Raw genomic sequence first — 22,981 nt, 5'->3', positions numbered from 1 at the left:
TAAGTTACTTACATAATAGGCCGTGCAGTTCGATGAGGCAAGTGCTCAGATTTGATTTGGGTCAAATGACCTGTGCAAGCGGTGTGTGACGACGTTGGATGGTTGGAGCACGCTCTGGCGACGTGTGGCAGTTGGTCTAAATACAAGCAAACATCAGCGACGCGAGCGGGCTGGCTGCCACCATTCGTGATGGTCTAGATTGCGCAGGAGGCTTGCGCGATGTCGCTCTCGGCGGTAGTGGACGACAACGCCAAGAGCAGCAACGATTAGCACTATCGTGCCGACAGCCATACCAAGCTAGGATTGGACCATGTGAGCCTCCGTGGCGACACGCGCAAGACAGACGAGTGCTGTTTTCGATTCATGTCTCAATATAGCCTGGCTTAGAGAGCCGCGTTGCACGTTTGTCCGTCAGAATCACCGACCAGAATTCGCTATAAGGGGGAATCTTGGCCTACTTTCAAACGGGCAACGGGAACTAAGGCGCCGTTGCTAGCGGAGCCTCGACGATATGTATTGAAAGGTCCATCGTCGTGAGATTCACAGTGCTGGCCAGAGGATGGCAATGAGTGGAACGATGAGTGAGGTAATCAGCCCATTGAGCCCAATGCCAATGGCGGCAAATGCAGCAGCCAGGCCATTCAGTGGCGCTACCTGAGCCGCGGCAATGCCACTTCCTGCGACGCCAGCGGCAAGGCCGTGTGAACGCCAGTCGTCAATGCGAAGCCATCGAAGAACTGTTTGCCCAATTACGGCAGCAACGATGCCGCCGCCAATCGCCAGCGCTGCCGTCAGGGCGGGCACGCCACCGACTTCCTGCGACACAGCCATCGCAATAGGCGTTGTGACGGCCTTCGGCGCCATGGACAATGCGACATCCCGGCCGCCATCGAGCAACCAAACAATAAGAACACCACTGATGGTCGACGTGACTGAGCCCGCGAGAAGCGCGAGTCCCAGTCCATGCAAGCTGCGCCGGATGTGCTCGATGTTCAGCGCCAGCGGGATGGCAAGCGCGACCGTCGCTGGTCCTAGGAGGAAATTGATGAACTGCGCTCCGGCAAAATATTCATGATAAGGCGTACCCGTTATCTGCAGAACGCCGACCATCAATGCAATTGCTATCAGCACGGGATTAGCAAGCGGCGACTTGCGACATAGCCGCTGCACCAGTTGTCCAATGGCAAAAGCCGCAACAGTCAGGGTGAGCCAAAGAAGTGGCGTCGGTGCAAGAGGAGTCCAGATTGTTGTGAACATTGTCACGCCTCCTGCCGTTCGCGTGCGAGTTCTGCATTCGATGCGCGTTCAGTCAGTCTCATGATGCGATGCATAACCAATCCGGTCACGATAAGACCAAGAATCGTAGAGACAACCACACCCACGACGATTGGCAGCCACGCGCGCCGAAGCACGCTGAGTTCGGCGATGATTCCGACGCCTGCTGGCACAAAGAGTAGGCCCATATTTGAAATCAGGGTCGACGCGCTCTTTTCCAGGGGAGACGGTCCCATAGGTGTCTTCTCGAGCCAACGCTTCGCAGGTCCGATGAGCGCGACGGCGAGTATGAACATGCCAACGACCGGGCCGGGCAGAGGAAGGTGGAGGACGCGGCGAAGTACCTCGCCAATCAGTTGTGCACCAATGAGGATAACTATTGCAAACGGCATGGCTATTATGAGATTGCTCTTCCGCGCAGTGCCAGACAACAAAGGGGCACCTCGGACTGGGCTTGGACGCACGGGAAGATGGGGCGCTTAACACTCCGACGGCCAGCGGAGGTCAAATGAAGTCCGCTGTGGCAAGTCGCCGGGAAGAGTGTGGGAGGGTAGGCGACGATGCACTCGTGCAGAATGCTCTTTGCGGGAAATCAGTTTTGCAGAAAAGGGATAGCCAAACCCGTTACATCGTCTAACGATGGGGTCTTCTAGCAATCGCGGAACCGTCAGATGCGAGGGTTGCACGGGTTATAAATGTGCATCGACCCATGCACGGAGACCACGCTAGACCTGCTTCTTGCGCCTCTTGCTCGGTATTAAACACGTCTGGCACGCCTGACGCTTCAATGAGCTTGTTTTTTTGACTGATGGTGCCGCTTGCTGCGAATCTTCCCGGCGAAAGCACTCGTCCTGTTGCGCTACGGCGTGTCCCCATAGCACGAATGCCTTGTAGCTCACTTGTTCCATGAATCTCCCATCGCTCTTCGATGTGCGTTTGGAGAGTTGTTCTATGCGATGGCAGAACACGCGCCCCGGATTCTACGGGGCGCATGAGCATAGTCGTTCGATATTACGGAAGCGCGTCCTCGACTAGCTCAATCCAATGGCGGACGCGGGTTCGACCAGCTCCATCCAGATGCGTTTGGCAGCCGATATTTGCCGTTACGATTAGCTCCGGATTGCCGCTCTCAAGGGCATCGAGCTTTCGGTCCCGTAGTGCCGTAGAGAGTTCGGGTTGCGTAAGCGAATAAGTACCTGCCGAGCCGCAGCAAAGGTGGCTGTCAGGAACGTCTGTCAGCTCATAGCCGAGCCTAGTCAGCAATCCCTCAACGACACCTCCGAGCTTTTGCGCATGCTGAAGTGTGCACGGACAGTGGAACGCTATCTTCTCGCGTTTCCCGGCTCGAAGACTTTCGATGGGCTCTGCGCATATTACCTCGGAAAGGTCGCGCGTCAGCGCGCTCACGCGCGCAGCCTTTGTTGCGTAGTTCGGGTCGTCACGCAACAGATGGCCATACTCCTTCACAAATGCACCGCAGCCACTTGCCGTCTGAATGATTGCTTCGGCACCTGCATCTATTTCAGGCCACCACGCGTCGATATTTCGGCGAGCCCGCCCCAGTCCGACTTCCTGGGCGTTCAGATGGTAATCCGTAGCGCCACAACAGCCGCTTCTCGGCGCCTTGACGATGCTGATACCCAGACGGTCGAGAACACGAACTGCCGCCGAGTTGGTGTTTGGCGAGAGTGCAGGCTGCACACAACCTTCAAGAATAAGCATTCGCCTTTCATGGTTGACTGCTGGCCGCATCTTGGGCATGACCGCTTTGCTCGGGATTTTTTCTTGGAGCTTATGTGGAAGCAATGGACGTGCAAGGCGCCCAGCCTTCAGTAGAGTGCTGAAGACTTTTGCTCGGGGAATAACTTGACGAAGGCCATTTCGCAGAACACGCGAGCCAGACGGGCGACTCACTCGGCGCTCGAGTTCTGCACGCCCGATGTCGAGCAGGGTGTGATATTCGACGCCTGAAGGGCAGGTGGTTTCACAGTTTCGACAGGTCAAGCATCGGTCGAGATGGAGCTGCGTCTTCTCGGTGACATCCTCCCCTTCGAGTAGTTGCTTAATGAGATAGATGCGACCACGAGGTCCATCAAGTTCGTTTCCCAGGATTTGATACGTTGGGCATGTCGCATTGCAGAAGCCACAATGCACGCAACTGCGCAGAATCGATTCGGCCTCGTCCGCTCGTGGGAGCTTTTTCGCCTGTTCACTAAGTTTGGTCTGCATGATGCGTCGCGTTAGAGGTTGGCGTACATTCGTCCGGGGTTAAAAATACCCCGCGGGTCTAGTTGGCTCTTCAGTGCGCGATGAAGGCGCCATAGCGATGCAGGTAGCTGCGGGAATGGACTATCGGCCTCGCTATTGGGCGTGTAGCAGATGGCATGGCCGCCGGCAGCCTGTGCAATTTCGCGAATCGTTGATGGTGACTCGTTACTCTTTAGCCAACGTTGAGCGCCGCCCCAATCAAGCAACACTTCGCCGGGTAGTGGCATTAAGCGAGTCGCAGCGGGAAGAGAGAGCCGGTACAGTGGCTCGGCTGCCTGGAAGAAAGGAAGTTGGCGCTCGCGCAGCTTCGTCCAAAAGTCCATGTCGAGGTAATCTCCGCCAATGCGCACAATCGCAGACGTCACCGAGCCTTCCCCACCTTCCAGACGTACGTGGAGGCGACCGTCGAGATAGCATGCTCCAGTAACTGGCAGCGCGCCGCGCCGCCAGTTCAACAACTCCGACATTGCAGCGGTCGGGCTCAACTCTTGGACAATGCTTTGCGTAGCGCGTGGCTTGGGAAGTACCTTGAGCGAAAGTTCGGTCAGCACGCCGAGGCATCCGAAGCTCCCGGCTGCAAGTCGGGCCATGTCGTAGCCAGCTACGTTCTTCATCACCTCGCCACCGAAACGGAGATGTTTCGCCGCCCCGGTAATCAGACGGCAGCCGAGAACAAAGTCGCGCATGGAGCCTGACCAGGGGCGACGTGGTCCGGAGAGACCGCTTGCAACAGCACCTCCGACCGTTGCGATTCCGTCATGTTCAGGCGGCTCGCACGGCAGCATTTGGCCAGCCTTATCAAGCGCTGCTGAAAGTTCAGCTACAGGCGTGCCACAGCGCGCCGTTATGACCAGTTCCGTTGGCTCGTAGCGGACAATGCCACTATGACTGCGTGTGTCGAGCTCAACGGCGCCTCCCGGCGCGGCGCGACCGAGGCACGCCTTACTGTTGCCTCCGCGAATGCTAAGTGGAGTACGCATCAGTGCAGCGCGAGCGACTTCGTCGACGAGGCGGTCGCTATCGTCCATTGAAAGTAGGGAGGGCAACATCAGAATCGCTCCAACTCAGGAAACGGCAGAGCGCCGCGGTGGACGTGCATGGAGCCGAATTCAGCGCACCGATGCAAGGTTGGTATGTTCTTCCCTGGGTTCAAAAGGCCCTTCGGGTCAAACGCAGCTTTGAGAGAGTGGAATAGGCACAACTCGTCGGCATTGAATTGCGCACACATCTGATTGATTTTTTCGCGTCCGACACCGTGTTCCCCGGTGATGCTCCCTCCAACCTTCACGCACAACTCCAGAATGGCGCCACCGAGTGCCTCAGCACAGTCTGTTTCGCCAGCGTTCGCATCAAACAGAATCAGCGGATGGAGATTGCCGTCTCCTGCATGGAACACGTTTGCCACGCGAAGCCCGTGCTCGGCGGATAGCGTTTCGATGCCTGTAAGGACACCGGGAAGTTCCCGCCGAGGAATCGTTCCGTCCATACAGTAGTAATCCGGAGATATGCGGCCGACAGCAGGAAATGCATTCTTGCGGCCTGCCCAGAACTTCTGGCGCTCGGCGTCGTCTCTCGCCAATCGGACGTCCGATGCCCCTGCGGCTCGCAGAATAGATTCAACCTTTGCGCACTCCTCAGCGACATCGCTTTCGGCGCCATCGACTTCGCACAAGAGAATTGCTGCGGCGTCGACCGGATAGCCGGCGTGTATGAAATCTTCTACGGCTCGAATGGCTAGGTTGTCCATCATTTCGAGGCCACCGGGAATTACGCCGGCAGCGATGATGTCGGCCACAGCGGAGCCTGCCCGCTCAACTTCATCGAAGCTTGCCAAGAGCACGCGAGCACTTTGAGGTTTGGTCAATAGCTTGACAGTCACTTCGACAACAATGCCGAGCATCCCTTCAGAGCCTGTGAACAAGGCCAATAAATCAAACCCCGGAAAATCTAGCGCCTCCGAACCGAGTGTTACCAGTTCGCCTTCAATCGTCAGTATTTCAAGCTTCAGAATGTTGTGAACAGTCAGGCCATATTTCAGGCAGTGAACACCACCGGCATTCTCTGCGACGTTTCCGCCTATCGAACATGCGATTTGGGATGAGGGGTCCGGAGCGTAATAGAGTCCAAACTTCGCAGCAGCTTGTGAAATGGCTAGGTTTCGCACCCCAGGTTGGACACGGGCGATGCTCGCTTCTGGGTCAACCTCGAGGATGCGGTTAAAGCGTGCCATGACGAGCAGGATGCCTTTTTCTAGCGGAAGGGCGCCGCCAGAGAGTCCGGTCCCTGCACCACGAGCTACTACTGGGATGCTGACCTCATTTGCGTAGCGCAGCAGCCCTTGGACTTGCTCTATGGTTTCTGGAAGAGCGACAAGTAGAGGCGTGGTGCGATATGCCGAAAGACCATCGCACTCGAACGGACGCAAGTCCTCGATTTCATGGAGAACTGTGAGGTCCGGGACGCGCAGTCGCAATTCTGCGACAACGGTTGCTCTGTCATGGGTGACGAGCGGGCCATCGACCGCTTCGTCATAGCGATAACTCATGGGATGTCTCCTCGCCTTGTCCGGCGGCTCACATTGAGCCGTCGGCAAGTGTCTTGACAACGATTTTCACTGCACCATTTAGGGTTGTCGATGGCTTGGAGCAGTGGTCATACCAGTTTTTCGAGTGGATGATTTCCCCAGTTGCCACCAGAGCCGCCTGCCGCCGATGATTGAGGCCTTCTCTTTGAGCTGTGATTTTCAATATCTCTACTGGTCATACCACTTTGTAGCGGACACGCCATGGAACTACGTGATGGTGCCAACGAACACCCTGCGCGGCAGGTTGCTGACGTCGTTGCCGAGCAGATTGAACGCCTTGTTATCGACGGCGTACTGAAAGAGGGACAAGCGCTCCCATCCGAGCGTCGTCTCGTCGAGAAGCTCGGTGTATCGAGAACTGCGCTGCGAGAAGGTCTGAAGCTCCTAAGGGCGCGGGGGATTATCGAAACCTCGCACGGGAGAGGTTCGACGGTAGCAAGCCTCACAGGAAAAACGGAGATGTCTCCGTTAATGTACTTACTTGGCTCTCAGCCTCGTACGCTTTATGAGTTGTACGAGGTTCGGGGATTGCTCGAAGCGGAATCTGCACGACTTGCTGCGCTTCGTGGCACACAAGCGGACTATGTGCTCATTACGCGCCGATACGAGGAGATGGTCGCGGCCGAGGGAGGAGACGTCAGTCCCTCAATGCATGCTAGGCTCGACCACGCTTTTCACCGCGCTATTTGTGAAGCATCGCACAACGCTGTACTCGTTCATACGCTCAGTGTGCTGACGGAGCCGCTTTTGAGTTCGGTATTCGCATCAGTGAACAACCTTTATCATCGAGAGCCGCATAAACGCGTCATTGACCGTCAACATGCTCGCTTATACAACGCCGTGGTCGGCAAACTTCCAGAGCAAGCGAGGAAGGCCGCGGCAGACCATATAAATAGCATTTGCGCGGCTCTACGAGAAATCGAGCAGGAGGAGCAACGGTTGGTTCGGGCGACGCTTCGGCTTGAAGGTTGGCAGTGACGACTAAAGTCCGCATCTTACCTTGCTGGTCAAAGGCGGTTGCTGGGAATGAAAGGTGTCCTTTCGAAATGATTTGTTTTAATTCCTGCGGGGTGGAAATCTCTGTTATATCAATCAGATATGGGTATTCGATATCCGGGGGAGATGTTTCCCCCCATGGCTCAGCGGCCGGTCCGCACTTCTGCGCAGACCGGTAGCGCATAGTTAGCGTGTGCGTTGTACAGCTACACTTTCGAGTTGCACTTCGGAAGCACCACGCGCAGCTCGTATCGAGAGCGCGCCGGTCTGGGAGCTCAACGTCAGCGTTTTATTGAGAATCAGGTCAGACGCTTTTTCCCCAATCATGATTGCCGGCGCATTAGTATTGCCAGAAGTGACGACTGGCATGATTGACGCGTCAGCAATACGCAATCCGGTGATTCCGTGAACGCGAAGGTTAGGGTCAACAACTGCCATGTCATCGACTCCCATCTTGCACGTGCCCGACGGATGGTATTGGCTATCGACCGTCTTGCGAACGTACGCTTCGAGTTCTCGGTCACTCTGCGCGCTGGCGCTCGGGTTGACTTCCTCTCCCCGAATTCCATCAAATGCTCCGCTACCGTTGATGGCACGAGCAAGACGAATCCCAGCAACAAGCGCCGCAACATCATACGGGTCGGACAAATAGTTGTGACGTATGAGAGGAGCCTGTAGTGGGTCCTTCGATTGTAACGATACCGTCCCGCGCGAGCGCGGACGCATGCCTCCTGCGGAGATGCCGTAGCCGTTGAACGCTGCCAGTTTCTTCGAGCCGCCCGAAATATCCTTCGTTACCGGATAAATCTGGATTTGCAGGTCGGGACGTGGTTCCGACGAGCTACTTCGGACAAAAGCCTGTGCCGCCATCGGGAACACCGAAAATGGACCCGAATCGTGTACGAGGTATTCAAGGAGCGCTGCGGCACCACGAAGCGGATTCGTTCGAATCGAGTGGAACGTTATCGGCTTCGTGCAACGAACCTGTATCAGGCTGCCACAATGGTCCTGAAGATTTTGACCGACGCCTTTTAGGTCGTGAAGCGGAGTGATGCCCAGCTTACGCAGTTGGTCCGCATCGCCAATACCTGCGAGCATAAGCAATTGTGGTGAAAGGTACGCGCCAGCTGACAGGACTACTTCGCCGGCCGAGGCAGTCGCTTCTTTTCCTTCATGCAAATATCGCACTCCCACACAAGTTTGACGTTGCATGATGAGGCCGGTAACTTGTGCACGCGTGAGAACCGTAAGATTCTTTCGGTCACGGATAGGGTGCAGATACGCGTGAGCGCTGGAACAGCGTCGCGCGCGTCCATGCTCCATCGTGTACTGAGTCCAATTGAAACCCTCGGTGTCGCCGAGATTGTAGTCATCGACAACGGGGTATCCGAGTTGGCGCCCAGCCTCGAGGAATGACTCAAAGATGGGGGAGCGGTAACGACCGAGGTCGGTCTGGACGGGACCCGAGGTACCCCGAATACCTCGGGCGTTGCCGCTCCAGCTTTCGGCTCGCATGAAATAGGGCAGCACATCTTTGTAGGACCAGCCACGTGCTCCCAGGTTCTGCCAGCTGTCGAAATCCGCGGCATGTCCACGGACGTAAATCATCCCGTTAATGGCAGACGAGCCCCCAACGACCTTGCCTCGAGGCACGAACACGCGCTTGTCCGCTGCGCCGGCCTCGGGTTCGGTGTGGAAACGCCAATCTAACTTGCTACCAACGGTCCAGAGCTCACCAATAGGGAAGCGAATCAACGGGCTTGAGTCCGGTGCGCCCGCTTCAAGCAGGAGGACTTTGCACGTCGGGTCCGCGCTTAAGCGGTTAGCGAGAGCGCAACCGGCTGAGCCCGCGCCAACAATCACAAAATCGTAAGATGCAGCCACGATGTAGTCATCTCCGGCAGTAGCAGTTCACTTGAGCGGTATCGCGCTCTGGTCAATCGATGATGACGCCCATCTACGGGCGTCTTGGCGGTCTTATTTGACGAGGCCCAACTCTTCCCATGCTTTGCTAAGTTCGTCCCATGTTTTGCGTGCGCCGGCCGGAAGCTTACTGCCGTACTTTGCTTTGGGAAAGTACTCATTCTTCAGGAGCTGCTGCGCCACCGTACGCATAATCAAGCTCTCACGCGTGTGAAGAGTGACCATACGCGCATCACGTATCAAGCGTTGAATCGGATTCCACTTGAACATGGCACGTGTGCCTACAACATCAACAACCGCCCTAGAGACGTCAAGTGCAGTTTCCTTTGACGCATGGAGTGCCTGGAGCGTCGTGAATGCTGCTTTTCCCCAGTCCTTCTGGTCGTAGAGCCATTGTGCTCGCCACCACAGAGCGCGGGTCGATTCAATCTGCGTCGACATTTCGCCAAGCGCATACATGATGGTGTCGTCCTTCTGGAGGAACGGCCGCTCTGCGACGGTTTCGCGTGCGATGTCGTACATGCCTTGTGCACAGCCAAGTGCGATGGTCGTGTACGCAATTTCGAACGTGTAGTTGTGAATCTGGTTGAAGTCGCCAGGTTGGCCGATGACGTTCTTCCAGGGAACGAAAATGTTCGAAAATTTCGCCATGCCGGACGCCGAAGCGCGGATTGCTGCGGCTTCCTCCCAGTCTTTCAGGAATTCAATGCCGGAGTTAGGCTGTTCGATAACAACGAGGCACACACCGTGGTCGGTATCGGACGTACCCGGAGCAAGTGCCCAGAAGAGTAGGTATTTGGCCGCGGCTCCCATCGTCGTAAAGCCTTTATTACCGTTGGCCAAGAAGCCGCCCTCTACCGGCGTGAGGTCGCTCTCGAACGAGAGCTTTCCGTCCGCACCAACCGCTGTGACGTTGGTTTTCGGCGGACGAACTTCACTGCCGCACGACGACAGACGCGCGCCAGTCTCTGCTACATCACCAAGGATGCGGGTTTTTTGCTCCTCGTTGCCAAGGTGAGCAATCAACCCGATGCAGTGGAACTGTGCCTGAAGAGCCCACGCAGTGTTGCCGCAAACCGAAGCGATGACTTCCAGCACTGCGTTGCACGCAAAGCTAAACCCTGCGTCATCGCTACCCGCACCGCCATATTGCCTCGGCACGGCGAGTTTCATGAAGCCCTGTTCGGTCAAGAGCTTGAAATTTTCCTCGGGCCAGCCCCCGTCTTCGTCAAGGCCACGTGCCCGTTCGGCGAGGATGGGCTTGAGGGCTTGGGCTTTTTCAATCCATTCCTGTTCGAATGGCGTCGGTGCAAATGAGCGCATGAGCAATTCTCCGGTACGACGGTGTTTGACAAATGTGCGTGCAGTATGCAGTTCGAAAAAATGCATGTCAAACATGTTTTTACGGTTTCTGAAAGGCTTAAGCGTATTCCCTGGGACCGGTCTTGGCGCTCAGCAAACTGCGACTGCTCCGAATGGTCAGTTGGCACGTCAGAACTTGATGCGAGACTCGGTCGTGCGGGCGTCTATCTGACGGGTAATTCGGCAAAGCATTGATTTGTATGGATTAATTTGTGATTTATTGATGGTTTGATAAGTTGTTAGCCGGCATGAACAAGCATCTAAATTGATGTGTGATGCGGGCTTCGTTGGCAACGTTACTAGGGGTTCGAGGTCCTCGAGAGCCAAAGCTGTCGGGGTTTACCATGCATATTTGTTTCTTTCTTGACGCTCCTCAAATTATTACCCCATACTGCATTCACCCTCTGAACACTGCATACTGCGCACAGTTTTCATGACCGCAGTTAGGAGCCTAGGATGTCCGAAGTAATCGAGCCGTTAGAACAAATGTGCGGGACCCTAATCGAGCGGAAAAAAGCATTGCGAGCGGCGCTGTCGAAGTTGCCGCGCCGCAAGCTTGGCCACTTTCCGACGCCCCTGGATAAATGCGAACGCTTTAGCGCGTCTCTGGGAGGTGTGTCAGTCTGGGTTAAGCGAGATGACTGCTCGGGTCTCGCTTTCGGTGGCAACAAAACCCGTCAACTTCAATTTGTGCTGGGTGACGCGCTAGCTAGCGGCGCAGACGTAATCATTCAGGGAGCCGCATCACAATCGAACCACTCTCGTCAGGTTGCTGCTGCGTCAGCGAAGCTTGGTGTGAAGTGTGTGCTGATGCCCCGGCAGGATAAGAAGGCTTCAGTCGTACAGGGCAATGCGCTTATTGCCAGACTGTTCGGCGCCGAAATTGAGCCAGTACCGAATGATGCTTCAATGAAAGAGGCGAAGGACCGAACTGCTGCACGTTTGCGTGAAGCAGGCCATACGCCTTTTGTTGTTGGTATGGGCGCCGAACGCGCACTTACGCTGGCTGCGCTTGCATACATCGACGCGTTGCTGGAAATCGTCGACGAATTCGAGTATCGAGGCGAGCCGCTCCCGACTCATATTTACACGACATCGCAAGGAAGTACGCAAGCCGGTCTGCTAGCAGGCGCGCGCCTGCTTGGGCTAAATATTCGTGTGGTTGGTATTAATCCGATGGATGCGTCGAACGAAGCGTATGTCGATGTTAGTGCCATAGAGCAACAAGCAATTGGCGCAGCTGCGCTAGTCGGCTACTCGATTGAGCTTAAACCGGGCGACGTAGAGAACTGTACGGATTTCGTTGCGCCAGGCTATGGATTGCCGTCGCCCGAAGGGCAGGAAGCTATCGCAATGATGGCTAGACTTGAGGGGATGCTATTTGACCCGGTCTATTCGGGGAAGGGGCTCTCCGGAATGGTTGGGCATATCCGGTCGAGCGTTATCCCGTCTGGCGCTCGTGTGGTTTTCATTCACACCGGTGGTTTGCCGGCCCTGTTCTCATATTCCGATGAGATGCTCGCTTCGGGCGAAGCTTGAAGTGCTTGCTGGGGTTCTTCGCGAAGGTTTTTGGTGCTCTACGATAGGGCTCTTGAGGTCATCATCCGAAAGTGCCTGTTCACTCCGGTAATACCTAATGGTTGAGTGTGCGAAATGACAGTTCTAAGCGTTAAAGATTTGCGGAAGAGGTATGGGCATGTCGATGCATTGGTGGGCGCATCGATGTCAATCAACGCTGGCGAGGTCGTCTCGCTAATCGGTGACAACGGTGCGGGAAAAAGCACGTTGGTTCGTATTCTTTCAGGTGTTGAAGCGGCCGACAGTGGCCACTTTGAATTTGATGGCAAAGCTCTTGACGCGGGAGATATTTCGAAGCGCCGCGAATTGGGCATCGAGACAGTGTTTCAGGACCTGGCACTTGCTGACGATTTAAACCCCGTGCAGAACTTGTTTCTTGGTCGAGAAGTCATGAGGCAGGGCATTCTTGGCAAGCTTGGTTTCATGGACACGAAGGCCATGGAAAAGCAAGGGCGCCATGCGTTGCAAACGCTTGGGGCCACGGTACGGAACTTCTCAGGTCGCGTGGGTGGTATGTCAGGTGGCCAGAAACAGTCGATTGCTGTTTGCCGTGCCGCGACTTGGGCGAACAAGCTCATTTTTCTTGATGAGCCGACAGCTGCGCTCGGAGTGCCTCAAACGAAAGGCGTCATGGACCTTATCCGTCGCGTCCGTGACTCGGGGGTGGCAGTGATTCTTATCAGTCACTCGATGCCGCATGTTCTGGAAATCAGTGACCGGATTGTTGTATTGCGTCGTGGTCGTACGGTGGCGAACTATACGCCCGCGAACACGAGTGTCGAAGAACTTGTCGGTGCGATGACCGGTGCGCTTGAAGTCGGAGAGAAGAAATGAGCAACCCCGTAGATAACTTGACGCTCCCGCAAGAGGAGACCGCGAACTTTCTGCTGCGCCTTAAATCGTTTCAGGGCAGCCGGATTGCTATCGTCCTTCTTGTGCTACTCGTGATTTTCTCGGCGCTCTCGCCGGAAAGTTTCTTCACAATCTCAAACTTCCGCTCCATCTTGTTCAACACGGCTATCTTGGCTGTGATGGGCGTTGGAATGACCTTTGTGATTATCACTGGAGGTGTCGACCTTTCGGTTGGTAGTGTTCTGGTCTTCAGCAGCGTCGTCGCAAGTCAGGCGATGCGCGCGATGGGCGGTGATGGATGGGGCGCCGCGACAGTTGGAATCATCGTCGCGATGGCTGCCGGCACTGCATGGGGAATCCTGAACGGATACATCATTGCTAAGGCGAAGATTCCCGCGCTGATTGTGACGCTCGGTACACTTGGTATGGCATTGGGTCTTGCGCAGATTCTCACGAACGGCGTGGACATCCGCTATGTACCGGCTGTACTTTCAGACACCATCGGCTTCGGGCAGATTTTTGGTCAGATTCCGGTGCTCGTAGCGATTGCTGCAGTGCTCGTCATCATCGGTGGCATTGCCTTGCATAAGACCCGATTCGGCTTGTACACCTACGCTACTGGTTCGAACTATCAGTCTCTCAAGCGTGTTGGCGTCAACGTCGACCTTCATCTCATCAAGATTTATGCGCTGTCGGGTTTGACCGCTGGTCTCGGCGGTGTGCTTAGCCTTGCGTATTTCGAAACGACGACTATAGGTGGTCAAGGTCAAACCAACCTGAATGTCATCGCGGGTGTCGTGATTGGTGGCACCAGCCTTTTTGGTGGCAGCGGCACGATGTTTGGCACGGTGATTGGTCTTTTCGTTCCGTTCGTTTTGCTGAACGGGTTTGTGATTCTCGGCGTGCAGCCTTACTGGCAGCAGGTTGTTGTCGGTGCGGTGCTGATTGCAGCCGTGTACTTCGACCAGACGAAGCGGACCGCACGGGTTAGCGGCGATGGCCGCAATTTCCTGCAACGCCTCGTTGGTATCAAGTCGAAGTAGTTCGCTCGCGAAATTGGATATGACAGCCTCTGTCTCAGGATGACTAGTTATATGAAACGAAAGAGTCTCACGATTGGATGTCTCGCCGCCACAGCGATTTCGGTCTCGATTGCCGCTAACGCGGAACCGAAGAAAATCGTTCTTTTGAATGGCATCGCTGGCGACCCGATGTACATCACCATGACATGCGGCGCGCAGGATGTGGCCAAGAAGCACGGTTATGCGTTCGATGCACAGGGACCCCAGAAGTGGGATGCCGCGATGCAGCGTCCAATTCTCGATTCCATCATTGCGTCGAAGCCCGCCGGCATCATTGTTGTGCCAACTGACGACACGGCGCTAACGCGTGCAATGAAGCAAGCGAAGCAGGATGGCATCAAGATTGTGCTCGCGGACACGTCGACGAAGGATATGTCTTTCGCCTCCTCGTTCGTCACATCAGACGACGCAGCAATCGGTCGTGCTGCATTCGATACGCTGAAGAAGCTTGCTCCGCAAGGTGGTGCGATTCTGAGCCTTGGCGCCGCACCGGGCGTGAGCACTAGCGATGGACGCGTTGCTGCTTTCCGCAAGTCTGTCGCGGCCGACCCGAAGTACAAGGATGTTGGCGTGCAATACGCGCAGACCGACACAACGCGCGCGAATCAGGTTGTCTCATCGGCCCTGCAGCGCAACCCCAATCTGGTCGGCATCTTCTCTGTTGACGCACTGACTGCAGACGGAGCCGCAGCGGCTGTTCGTCAAGCCGGCCAGGCGGGCAAGGTGCAGATTATCTCGGTGGATGCGAGTCCCAATCAGGTTTCGGCCGTTCGCGAGGGCACGCAACAAGGGCTCATAGCGCAAGAGCCGTATGTTATCGGCTCGCAAGCGGCGGAGCAGCTTATTGCCGCGATTGAAGGCAAGCCCACGAAAGCACGCGTCGATACTGGCACCGTGACCATAACGAAGGCGAATGCCGACACGGCGGAAGGCAAGTCCGGGGAATATCTGAGCGCTTGCAAGTAAGAGCTATGTGTCGACGAGGGAATGCTAGAGGCACGGCAGAGCTATGCATGCTCGGGCTCTTCGTCCACAGCCTTCAACTAAGTCGATGCATCAGTGTTGAAAACGGGAGTCGACAGATGTTGCGAAGCCGCTAACGTCAGGTGTGAAAATGGATGAACATTCTAAGCAGCAAAATTACCGCAGCATCCGTAGTTATCTCGAAAAGCCGATTCCTCACGAGGTTCTCAATAATGTCCTTGAGGCGGCGTGGCGCGGTCCGACTTCGAGCAACTGTCAGCAGGTCTCTCTGGTCGTGGTTCAGGACCCAGAGCGTCGACGACAAATCGCAGAAATTGCTGGAGGCCAAGCTTATATCGCCCAGGCACCAGTATTCGTCTGCTTTGTCGTCGACTTCTACAAAACCAGCCTTGCAGTCGAAGTTGCCGGTGAGAAGCAGTTGATTCACGAGAGCGTCGAAGGCTTTGCCGTAGGGGCCGTTGACGTTGGCATTGCGATGGGCAACGTGCTAACGGCAGCAAGAGCAGCCGGACTTGGCGTAGTGCCGATTGGCGGCATTCGAAAGGACTCGGCAGCAATGGTGCGGCTCCTGAATTTGCCACCGATGACTTTCCCGCTAACCGGCGTTGTTCTGGGTTATCCAGCCGTAGTTGGCTCACGCAAACCGCGATTGCCTTTCGAAAGTTTTGTACATAGTGAGTTGTATAACCGTGAGGTCTTGCCAGCGGCTATCAAAGATTACGACGACACCATCCTGCGCTATTGGGCTGAAACTGGCCGAGCCGACGGCGAGAAATGGTCGTCGAGCGTTGCTCGGCGGTACAAGCAGGTTTATTTCCCTGACGTTGGTTCCGTAGCGCTGGCGCAAGGGTTCAAGCTGGGCCAGTGAGCCTGAGAGAGCGGCGGTGGTGATGCGGCAAACAATGCCGAGTTGAGAAGTAGCCCGGCTGAGACCGGGCGCTTCGTCGGCGGTTGCCCTAGTGTATACTGTCTGGACCATGCACTTCGGTGCACGGTTTGAAAGAGACCAAAAGTTTCGTATGTGCACACTCGTGCTCTGTCGCTAATTTGTGACTTTGTCGAGTTGGCGTCCTACGAGGCAGTCAAAAGCAGTGTGCCATCCAAATGCCAGATATTGAAAAGAACGTCCCGTTGGGCGAGCAGGCCTATGCGGCAATCAAGAAGATGATTATCGAGGGCGAGCTTGCGAGCAATCAGGCTGTGCCCGAGAGCGTTCTCGCAAAACGGCTCGGTATCAGCAGGTCACCTGTGAAGGCCGCACTTACACGGCTCATGGAAGACGGGTTTGTCATTGGCGAACCTTGGAAGGTGCCGTACGTTGCCCCCGTGAGCGCAAAATATATTGACGATGTCTATCAGCTCCGAAAGGCGTTGGAGACGCAGTGCGCAAGTCAGGCGCTCAATCGAATTCCGAGTGCCGAAATTGAGGCGCTTGCGGCAATGCTTGTCGGTATCCTTCCAGAAATTGAATCTGGCAACTACGCTCCCGTGCGAGATGCGTTCAGACGTTTCGAAGGTATTTTGCTGGAAAACTGCGATAACGAACTCTTGCGGATGATGCTCATCAAGCTCCGGGACCATATTGAGCGGGTTCGGTTCGCGACTCTCTCCATTGAGGAAGGAGAGTTTCATCATCGGGAGTATTGGATTCTCCGGGAAGAGGTTGATGCAATGCGCGCGCGTGATGCCAGCCGTCTCTCCCGTATCTTGTCTGAACATACTGACGCCTACAGGCAGTGGATTGTTCAGCAATGGGACCTCGTCGCGAGCCGGCTGGATGCAGAATCCGCGCTGCAGCAGTGATTTGTCATGCCTTCCGTTATCGGCTAGTTCACTGGCTGTCGAAATAAAGAAACTTTTTTCAGTATACTGCATGCAATAGACTAATTTTTTTGCTTATTGCAAAAATGGGTCTTTCAATTCAGGTCTCTGGGTTCTTCCGTCGGTGCAACGCCGACGTGACATGCACAGCATGTTCGGCCCTGAGTGAGTAGGCAGGTTGATATCCATCGGTCTGCTGACTCCTGAATCCCCTCATATCAAGGCTTTCTGGCGAGCTAATAGCGCTCTTTCCTGTCAGAGCCCATCGCATCCATCAGGCCGCTGCGTTGCATCAATCCTAGGCCTTTTCCTAACCAAGCGCTTTAGCACCTCTTCTTTGACCATCTTGGCAAATTCCTGTTGACCGCGAATTTGTTTGTCGATACTGTATGCTGCATGCACTTTGAGCGGAGGAGGTCCAATGTCTCTCAATACAAATGTGGGTATCGGCGAAGATATCGCCGCTGTTGCGTTGCCCCCCGGGATTGATGCGAATACTTTCAAGGGCATCTTTGGCGGTTTCCCGAGCGGAGTGACCGTCGTAGCAGCCACCGACGAAGCCGGCAACCCAGTTGGCCTCACGGTCAGCGCAGTGATGTCCCTTTCCCTTGCGCCGCCGCAACTGCTGATTTGCCTGCAGTCGGTCAAGCACACACTGAAGGTCATCGAATCTGTAGGCAAGTTTTCGGTCAACTTCCTTGCGATGGACCAGTCCTGGATTTCGGACAAGTTCGCCGTACCGGCAGGCGACAAGTTTGCTGAGCTCGACTGGGTATTCGGTGGCGCGACGGGGGCGCCTGTCATCCGCGGTGTTCGGGCGTACGCCGAGTGCGAAGTCGAAACGCTGATTAAGTCGGGTGACCACACCATGGTTGTTGGCCATATCGTGGCTGGCGGTATCGAAGATGTTCATCCACTCGTGTATCACGCCCGCAAATACGTTTCGCTTGGTGAGCATCCTGGGAATTCGTCCGAGAGTGCCGTGCGTCGTGTTGTAAATGCGAGGTAAGTGATGGAAAAGAGAGTTGGCATCGCGGCTATCTTCCACGAAACGAATACGTACGCTAGTCGGACGAGTCTGGGGGATTTTTCGATTCAGCGCGGTGAAGAAATCAACACGCTGAACAAGCACACACGCACGTACATTGGCGGAATGCTTGCTGGCTGCGACGACGAGAGGTTAGAGGCGGTGCCGCTCTTTTACGCGGAAGCGACGCCGTCCGGGAAGATTGAGCGGTGCGCGTACGAGCAGATGAAGGCGGAACTGCTTTCACTTGTACAGGATGCGAACCTAGATGGCCTACTGCTGCCCATCCACGGTGCCGGTGTCTCGGAGGAGATTGACTCGGTCGAGGGTGACCTCTGTGAGGCTTTGAAGGAGGCTTTGCCGCCAGGATTTCCCGTTGTAGCGACCCTCGACTTGCACGGCAATCTCGAGGCTCGTCTCGGCCAGTTTTGCTCGGCACTCTTCGCAGGGCGGTTCAATCCCCACGTTGACCAGTTCGAACGCGGATGGGAAGCAGCGAAGTGCATTGGCGCAATGCTACGAAGCGAACTGGTGCCCGAGGCATATGTTGAGCAGATTCCGTTTCAATTTCCGCCTGTTCCGACTTCTCTGCCGGTGTTCGTTGCTCTGGACGAACTTTGCCAAGCCGCCGAAGCGAGGCCCGGTGTTCTTGCCGCACGCATCATGCACGGCTTCCCTTTCGCCGATATACCGGCAGCAGGCGCGTCCGTTTGCGTGACAACGGACTCCGCAGTGACTTCAGCCGAGGCGCTCGCCAAGGAAATCGCCAGTGCGTTCTGGCAGCAGCGCGAGAACGTGCGGGTTTCGCGCTATAGCGCGCAGGGCGCTGTTAACGCGGCCCTGAACTGCTCAGGCGAGCGGGTGCTTATCAACGAATTCTCCGACAACACAGGCGGCGGTGCGCCGGGCGACGGCACGCACTTGCTGCGAGCTTTGCTGGACTCTGGTGTGAGCGCGTGCTTCTCGCATGTCTTCGACAAGGAAACGGTGGCGCAAGCAGCAAAAGCTGGTGTCGGTGCAGTTATCGATGTGCGCCTTGGCGGCAAGACCAACCCGATGCATGGAGACCCGATTGTCGCTAGAGCTGAAGTTATGGCTGTCGGCAATGGCAGGTTCACTGTCAAAAGCAATATGGGCACTGGCGAGACCATTGACCTTGGATTGCTCACGACCTTACGTATAGGCAGCATGGACATCATCGTATCGAGCGGCCGCCGGCAGACGCTCGATGATGGCTGGTTCATCAAGGCTGGAGTGGATATTGAGCAGTATCCAGTAGTCGCACTTAAATCGAGCCAGCATTTCCGCGCGTACTTCGGGACCCGCTTCTCGAAAATATTCACAGCGGACCCGCCAGGAATTTCGTCCGCAGACCTGTCCTGTTTTCCTCGGCAAAAGAAGACGCGCCACGTCTGGCCGCTGGACACCGATGCGACCTACCCACAAGAGTGCTCAGCAGAAAAATGAGGAACGCAATGAATAGCCCGTTGAACGACGCCGCCGGCGCTACTGAAATCAAGTTCGATTTTTCGCCGGCAGAATACCAGACGCGGCTCGCAGCTGTTCGCAGACAGATGGAACTCCGCGGCGCGGACGTGCTTCTCGTTGACCAGTTGGACCACATTGCATATCTGTTTGGCTATTTGGGGACGGCGGCGCGCTATCAAGCAGCGCTTGTGCCCCTGAAGGGTGAGCCACACATGGTTGTGCGAGAACTTGACTTTGGGACCTTTAAATCTCAAAGCTGGATGACGTCGTACGAAAAATGCACCGACGAAGAAGACTCCGTTGTCCGCGTTGCGCAGGCAATCAAGACGTTGGGGGCAAAGGCACTGGCAGTAGAGAAAGACAGCAATATTCTTACCGTCGCCAGATTCGCGCAACTGAATCGGCTGCTCCCTGACGTCAAATTCGTTGACTTCGGCGGTGCGATTTGGGAGCAGCGTCTTATCAAATCTCAAGAAGAAATTGCCTATCTTGAACGAGCTGCGGCGATTGCTGACGCCGCGCTGGTTGCTGGCGCAAGGAAGGCGGTGCCCGGCGAGAAGGACTATACCGTTGCGATTGCGACTTATGACGCTACGCTGCGGCTGGGTGCCGACAACACGCGTGCTGCGGTGTTCGGTAGTTGCTTCCAGGTCGACAGCCTTCATAACGGCCTTAGTGGTCGGACTTTCGAAGAAGGGGGCATCTACTTCATCGAATCGATGCCCCAATACCGGGGCTACGCTGCACGCATTCTGCGTCCTGTGGCCATTGGCAAGATTTCTCCGAACGACAAAAGCCTCGCGAATCGCATCGTAGAAATTCAGGACGAACAAATCACCGCAATGAAGGTTGGGGCAACCGCGGAAGATGTCGACGCAATCGCGCGCAAGAAGGTTCTCGCTGAAGGGCTCAAGGTCGAGTTTCCTCAATTGAGCGCATACACGCTCGGATATCACGCCGTACCTCGCACAAGTGACCACACGAGAATCATCGCGCCGAAGCAGCAATGGACGTTGCAGGCAGGCATGGTTTTTCACGTAGTGCTGCATGCATATGGCTTGCCGTTCAGTGAGACGGTGCTGGTCACCAATAATGGGCCTCGTCGACTCACACAGCTTCCGCGCACGATGTTTCAGGGCGGCGAACACTAAAGCGGCTCGAAGAGACGCTTCGAACTCGAACGAATTTCGTAGGTGACCAATGTCACAAGAAAATCTTACTACCAGCCTCGATTTCGCAAATCCTCAAATCCGGTTGAGCTTTGACAAATTCGATATGGCTGATGCGCTGAAACTTGGTTTGACAATCCTCGAACTCGCGCAGGCGAGGAATCACGTTGTGAGTATCGGTGTCGATATGGGCGAACAAATTATCTTTCGCGCGGCACTTCTCGGAACAAATGCTGATTATCAAACGTGGGTCGACCGGAAGTTCAACGCTGTACGTCGATTCGCGAAGAGCTCGTATGCACTTGAAGTTGGGCTGCAGAGCAACCCTGAATTCGCAAATGAACGAGCTCTTGACCCGACGCGCTTCGCCCTCGTAGGCGGTGCCGTGCCCATCCTTATTGGTAATGCACTGGTCGGCGTAGTGGGTGTCGCGGGCTTGCAGTCTTGTCAGGACCACGCTCTAGTGGTCGATGCCCTACTGCAAGTGGGGGCCGAAGTGGTCGAGCAATGACCGGCTTTAGGTTTTATTTCCAATTTCATGGCAAACGCATAGCTGGGCGCGCCCGAGAGGTTTCATCATGACAGCAGGCAAGCTGTTTTCAGGTTTTAGTCAACAGGAATACGAGCAGCGGATTGCACAGGTGAGAACCACGATGGCTGAGCGTGGTGGGGACCTGCTGCTGGTCGACCAAATCGACAACATGGCGTATCTCTTTGGCTACGCACACTCTGGTGCGCGCTATCAGGCTGGGCTGCTACCTCTTGTGGGTTCGCCGGTGCTGATTGTGCGCCGCTCCGACTTGCTCGCAGCCCGTGACAAGTCTTGGGTCGAAGAGTTTGTCGCATATGAAGAATATGACGATGAGGTGCAGGACGTTGCGCGTGCAATATCGGAATTCGCTCCAAAGAAGCTGCTTGTCGAAGCCGATAGCAATTTCCTCACGGTCCAGCGAATGGAGAAGCTCCGTTCTCGACTCGGCGACCTTGAAGTTGCTGATTTTTCGGGAGTGATGTGGGAGCAGAGGCTGATTAAGTCCCCAGCCGAGATTGACTGCCTCGCGCGCGCCAGCGCAATTGCTGACGCCGCAATCATGAGCGGTGTAAACGCGGTGGGCGTCGGTAAATCGGAGCGCGACCCAGCGTGCGCAACTTACGCGGCCGCAATTGAACTCGGCGCGGACAACGGCCGCGTCGCTGTGTTCGGCTATGGTTCGACTGTCGCGAACATGCACGGCCGCCTTGGTGACCGCACGATGGAGGCGGGTGAACTGTACTTCATCGAGGCGGTGCCGCAAGTCTCCGGCTACTCGGCGCGTATCGCACGTCCGATTGCATTGGCGCATGCATCTGCGAAGCATCAGCACATAGCTGAGCGTCTTGTCGCTATCCAGGACCGGCAGATTGCCGCCATGGTGCCAGGTGCAATTTCCGGCGAGGTCGACCGTCTTTGCCGTGATGCAGTGCTGAAGGAAGGACTGAAAGCTCACTTTCCGCAGGTGACCGGGTACACGCTGGGCTTTCATGCTGTGCCGCGCACCAGCGACCACACCCGCATTTTCATGCCTAACGAGACGTGGAGAATTGAGGCAGGCATGGTGTTCCACATCATCGTCTACGCTGAAGGTATTCCGTTCAGTGAGACCGTACATGTCACGGAGAACGGACCACGTCGGCTTACGAAATCTAACAGGGAGCTTTTTGTACGATGAACCAAGTTAAACGTGCTCTTGTTATTGGCGGCGCAGGGGGCATGGGTGCCGCGGGCGTTAAATCCCTGGTAAAAGCAGGCTGGCAGGTCACGATTGCTGACCTGTCCGAGCCTGACGTTGACCTCGGTTCGGCTGCGTTTTTTAAAACCGATGTAAGCAGCGACGCCGATTTGCGTGCAGCCGTAGAAGGCTCGGTCAAGATACTTGGTGGCCTCGATGCCGTCTGGAATAACGCCGGTGTTTGTTTGCTCGGCAACGCAGAAACGATGAAGGTTGAGGACTTCGATAAGTCCTACCTCGTCAACGTTCGCGCGAATGCGATTCTTGCGCGTCTCGTTGTCCCTCATCTGCGCACAGCTGGCGGCGGCAGCATTCTCTTCACCGCGTCAGGTGCAGGCGTATTCATAGCTCCCGGTGTGATGCCATATGGTGTTTCGAAAGCGGCACTAGTTGCGATGACGCGACATCTCGCACTTGAGTATGGCAAGTGCGGCATCCGGGTGAATGCCTTGTGTCCGGGATGGATTGACACGAAGTTCAACACACCGTCGTGGGAGCTGTTCGGCGGCCGCGAGACATTCCTGGAAAAAGTGCCGGCCAGTATTCCGCTAGGACGCATGGGCACTGTCGAAGAAATGGGCGACTTTGTGCGCTTCATTCTGTCGCCGGAGGCGAGCTTCATGACGGGGCAGGCTCTCACGATGGACGGTGGCGAGTCGCTTCGCGCGGGCGCGACGCGCTAATGCAGCGCTAGCCGACGTCGTCCACGTGCGTCAGAGGCGTCCCTCCGCTTTCGATGCGCTCACAAATCTGATTTCGGTGGGGCAGTCGGTCAGGACTGACCACCACAGCTAATGGATATC

Annotated in this window: 20 protein-coding genes and 1 pseudogene; 13 read left to right on the top strand and 8 right to left on the bottom strand. The window is 55.8% G+C overall.

Going from position 1 to position 22,981, the window contains the following annotated elements; translation table 11 throughout:
- Nucleotides 1–540: 540 nt before the first annotated feature.
- The 6 genes and pseudogenes from G3N59_RS11420 to glcD form a co-directional block, all read right to left on the bottom strand.
- A complete protein-coding gene (locus G3N59_RS11420; protein WP_205982724.1) occupies nucleotides 541–1,257 on the bottom strand; it encodes an LrgB family protein in 717 nt (238 codons plus the stop codon).
- A 2-nt stretch (nucleotides 1,258–1,259) separates the two neighbouring features.
- A complete protein-coding gene (locus G3N59_RS11415; protein WP_205982723.1) occupies nucleotides 1,260–1,667 on the bottom strand; it encodes a CidA/LrgA family protein in 408 nt (135 codons plus the stop codon).
- 297 nt (nucleotides 1,668–1,964) lie between these two features.
- Nucleotides 1,965–2,183 (bottom strand): annotated as a pseudogene (locus G3N59_RS36975) (hypothetical protein).
- 103 nt (nucleotides 2,184–2,286) lie between these two features.
- The gene (gene glcF / locus G3N59_RS11410) at nucleotides 2,287–3,504 is read right to left on the bottom strand and encodes a glycolate oxidase subunit GlcF (protein WP_205982722.1); all 1,218 of its coding nucleotides are present in this window, start codon (nucleotides 3,502–3,504) and stop codon (nucleotides 2,287–2,289) included.
- A gap of 11 nt (nucleotides 3,505–3,515) precedes the next feature.
- Complete coding sequence (glcE, locus tag G3N59_RS11405; protein WP_205982721.1) at nucleotides 3,516–4,592, bottom strand: glycolate oxidase subunit GlcE; 1,077 nt, start codon at nucleotides 4,590–4,592, stop codon at nucleotides 3,516–3,518.
- Nucleotides 4,592–6,088, bottom strand: a complete 1,497-nt coding sequence (gene glcD / locus G3N59_RS11400) for a glycolate oxidase subunit GlcD (RefSeq protein WP_205982720.1) — start codon at nucleotides 6,086–6,088, stop codon at nucleotides 4,592–4,594. The genes glcE and glcD overlap by 1 nt, the downstream gene beginning before the upstream one ends.
- Before the next feature lie 240 nt (nucleotides 6,089–6,328).
- Here glcD and glcC point away from each other — a divergent pair, with 240 nt between their 5' ends.
- The gene (gene glcC, locus G3N59_RS11395) at nucleotides 6,329–7,105 is read left to right on the top strand and encodes a transcriptional regulator GlcC (RefSeq protein WP_205982719.1); all 777 of its coding nucleotides are present in this window, start codon (nucleotides 6,329–6,331) and stop codon (nucleotides 7,103–7,105) included.
- Between the two features lie 204 nt (nucleotides 7,106–7,309).
- Here the strand turns inward: glcC and G3N59_RS37440 are convergent, their stop codons facing one another.
- On the bottom strand, nucleotides 7,310–9,007 hold the full coding sequence (locus tag G3N59_RS37440; RefSeq protein WP_205982718.1) for a GMC family oxidoreductase N-terminal domain-containing protein: 1,698 nt from the start codon (nucleotides 9,005–9,007) through the stop codon (nucleotides 7,310–7,312).
- A gap of 93 nt (nucleotides 9,008–9,100) precedes the next feature.
- Entirely contained in the window at nucleotides 9,101–10,444 is a 1,344-nt protein-coding gene (locus G3N59_RS11385) for an acyl-CoA dehydrogenase family protein (RefSeq protein ID WP_205982717.1), read from the bottom strand.
- 420 nt (nucleotides 10,445–10,864) lie between these two features.
- Between G3N59_RS11385 and G3N59_RS11380 the strand changes: the two genes are divergently transcribed.
- The 12 genes from G3N59_RS11380 (at nucleotide 10,865) to G3N59_RS11325 (ending at nucleotide 22,861) form a co-directional block, all read left to right on the top strand.
- The gene (locus G3N59_RS11380) at nucleotides 10,865–11,947 is read left to right on the top strand and encodes a pyridoxal-phosphate dependent enzyme (RefSeq protein WP_205982716.1); all 1,083 of its coding nucleotides are present in this window, start codon (nucleotides 10,865–10,867) and stop codon (nucleotides 11,945–11,947) included.
- 114 nt (nucleotides 11,948–12,061) lie between these two features.
- Nucleotides 12,062–12,820: an ATP-binding cassette domain-containing protein gene (locus tag G3N59_RS11375; RefSeq protein ID WP_205982715.1), complete on the top strand. Its 759-nt coding sequence runs from the start codon at nucleotides 12,062–12,064 to the stop codon at nucleotides 12,818–12,820.
- The gene (locus G3N59_RS11370) at nucleotides 12,817–13,881 is read left to right on the top strand and encodes an ABC transporter permease (RefSeq protein ID WP_205982714.1); all 1,065 of its coding nucleotides are present in this window, start codon (nucleotides 12,817–12,819) and stop codon (nucleotides 13,879–13,881) included. The genes G3N59_RS11375 and G3N59_RS11370 overlap by 4 nt, the downstream gene beginning before the upstream one ends.
- Before the next feature lie 51 nt (nucleotides 13,882–13,932).
- Nucleotides 13,933–14,886 (top strand): substrate-binding domain-containing protein, encoded by a 954-nt coding sequence (locus G3N59_RS11365; RefSeq protein WP_205982713.1) that lies wholly within the window; start codon nucleotides 13,933–13,935, stop codon nucleotides 14,884–14,886.
- Nucleotides 14,887–15,034: 148 nt separating this feature from the next.
- Nucleotides 15,035–15,772, top strand: a complete 738-nt coding sequence (locus G3N59_RS11360; protein WP_205982712.1) for an NADPH-dependent oxidoreductase — start codon at nucleotides 15,035–15,037, stop codon at nucleotides 15,770–15,772.
- 236 nt (nucleotides 15,773–16,008) lie between these two features.
- Complete coding sequence (locus G3N59_RS11355; RefSeq protein WP_205982711.1) at nucleotides 16,009–16,707, top strand: GntR family transcriptional regulator; 699 nt, start codon at nucleotides 16,009–16,011, stop codon at nucleotides 16,705–16,707.
- A gap of 439 nt (nucleotides 16,708–17,146) precedes the next feature.
- A complete protein-coding gene (locus tag G3N59_RS11350) occupies nucleotides 17,147–17,734 on the top strand; it encodes a flavin reductase family protein (RefSeq protein WP_205982710.1) in 588 nt (195 codons plus the stop codon).
- A gap of 3 nt (nucleotides 17,735–17,737) precedes the next feature.
- Nucleotides 17,738–19,219: a M81 family metallopeptidase gene (locus tag G3N59_RS11345; RefSeq protein ID WP_205982709.1), complete on the top strand. Its 1,482-nt coding sequence runs from the start codon at nucleotides 17,738–17,740 to the stop codon at nucleotides 19,217–19,219.
- A gap of 8 nt (nucleotides 19,220–19,227) precedes the next feature.
- Nucleotides 19,228–20,391 (top strand): Xaa-Pro peptidase family protein, encoded by a 1,164-nt coding sequence (locus G3N59_RS11340; RefSeq protein ID WP_205982708.1) that lies wholly within the window; start codon nucleotides 19,228–19,230, stop codon nucleotides 20,389–20,391.
- 49 nt (nucleotides 20,392–20,440) lie between these two features.
- Nucleotides 20,441–20,920 (top strand): heme-binding protein, encoded by a 480-nt coding sequence (locus tag G3N59_RS11335; protein WP_205982707.1) that lies wholly within the window; start codon nucleotides 20,441–20,443, stop codon nucleotides 20,918–20,920.
- A gap of 67 nt (nucleotides 20,921–20,987) precedes the next feature.
- The gene (locus G3N59_RS11330; RefSeq protein ID WP_205982706.1) at nucleotides 20,988–22,118 is read left to right on the top strand and encodes a Xaa-Pro peptidase family protein; all 1,131 of its coding nucleotides are present in this window, start codon (nucleotides 20,988–20,990) and stop codon (nucleotides 22,116–22,118) included.
- Nucleotides 22,115–22,861, top strand: a complete 747-nt coding sequence (locus G3N59_RS11325) for an SDR family oxidoreductase (RefSeq protein WP_205982705.1) — start codon at nucleotides 22,115–22,117, stop codon at nucleotides 22,859–22,861. Before G3N59_RS11330 ends, G3N59_RS11325 begins: the two co-directional genes overlap by 4 nt.
- Nucleotides 22,862–22,981: the final 120 nt, after the last annotated feature.

This window comes from Paraburkholderia sp. Ac-20340 (assembly GCF_017104965.1).
Classification (GTDB): domain Bacteria; phylum Pseudomonadota; class Gammaproteobacteria; order Burkholderiales; family Burkholderiaceae; genus Paraburkholderia.
Note: the sequence above shows the minus strand (reverse complement) of the source record. Positions and strands in the feature narration are given on the sequence as shown.

Excerpts from the sequence above, each read along its gene's own strand:
- glcD (WP_205982720.1), bottom strand. The coding sequence starts at position 6,088 with ATGAGTTATCGCTATGACGAAGCGGTCGATGGCCCGCTCGTCACCCAT.
- G3N59_RS11345 (WP_205982709.1), top strand. The coding sequence starts at position 17,738 with ATGGAAAAGAGAGTTGGCATCGCGGCTATCTTCCACGAAACGAATACG.
- G3N59_RS11335 (WP_205982707.1), top strand. The coding sequence starts at position 20,441 with ATGTCACAAGAAAATCTTACTACCAGCCTCGATTTCGCAAATCCTCAA.
- glcE (WP_205982721.1), bottom strand. The coding sequence starts at position 4,592 with ATGTTGCCCTCCCTACTTTCAATGGACGATAGCGACCGCCTCGTCGAC.
- G3N59_RS11415 (WP_205982723.1), bottom strand. The coding sequence starts at position 1,667 with ATGCCGTTTGCAATAGTTATCCTCATTGGTGCACAACTGATTGGCGAG.
- G3N59_RS11360 (WP_205982712.1), top strand. The coding sequence starts at position 15,035 with ATGGATGAACATTCTAAGCAGCAAAATTACCGCAGCATCCGTAGTTAT.
- G3N59_RS11330 (WP_205982706.1), top strand. The coding sequence starts at position 20,988 with ATGACAGCAGGCAAGCTGTTTTCAGGTTTTAGTCAACAGGAATACGAG.
- G3N59_RS11370 (WP_205982714.1), top strand. The coding sequence starts at position 12,817 with ATGAGCAACCCCGTAGATAACTTGACGCTCCCGCAAGAGGAGACCGCG.
- G3N59_RS11420 (WP_205982724.1), bottom strand. The coding sequence starts at position 1,257 with ATGTTCACAACAATCTGGACTCCTCTTGCACCGACGCCACTTCTTTGG.
- G3N59_RS11350 (WP_205982710.1), top strand. The coding sequence starts at position 17,147 with ATGTCTCTCAATACAAATGTGGGTATCGGCGAAGATATCGCCGCTGTT.
- G3N59_RS11365 (WP_205982713.1), top strand. The coding sequence starts at position 13,933 with ATGAAACGAAAGAGTCTCACGATTGGATGTCTCGCCGCCACAGCGATT.
- G3N59_RS11375 (WP_205982715.1), top strand. The coding sequence starts at position 12,062 with ATGACAGTTCTAAGCGTTAAAGATTTGCGGAAGAGGTATGGGCATGTC.
- G3N59_RS11355 (WP_205982711.1), top strand. The coding sequence starts at position 16,009 with ATGCCAGATATTGAAAAGAACGTCCCGTTGGGCGAGCAGGCCTATGCG.
- G3N59_RS11325 (WP_205982705.1), top strand. The coding sequence starts at position 22,115 with ATGAACCAAGTTAAACGTGCTCTTGTTATTGGCGGCGCAGGGGGCATG.
- glcC (WP_205982719.1), top strand. The coding sequence starts at position 6,329 with ATGGAACTACGTGATGGTGCCAACGAACACCCTGCGCGGCAGGTTGCT.
- glcF (WP_205982722.1), bottom strand. The coding sequence starts at position 3,504 with ATGCAGACCAAACTTAGTGAACAGGCGAAAAAGCTCCCACGAGCGGAC.
- G3N59_RS11385 (WP_205982717.1), bottom strand. The coding sequence starts at position 10,444 with ATGTTTGACATGCATTTTTTCGAACTGCATACTGCACGCACATTTGTC.
- G3N59_RS11380 (WP_205982716.1), top strand. The coding sequence starts at position 10,865 with ATGTCCGAAGTAATCGAGCCGTTAGAACAAATGTGCGGGACCCTAATC.
- G3N59_RS11340 (WP_205982708.1), top strand. The coding sequence starts at position 19,228 with ATGAATAGCCCGTTGAACGACGCCGCCGGCGCTACTGAAATCAAGTTC.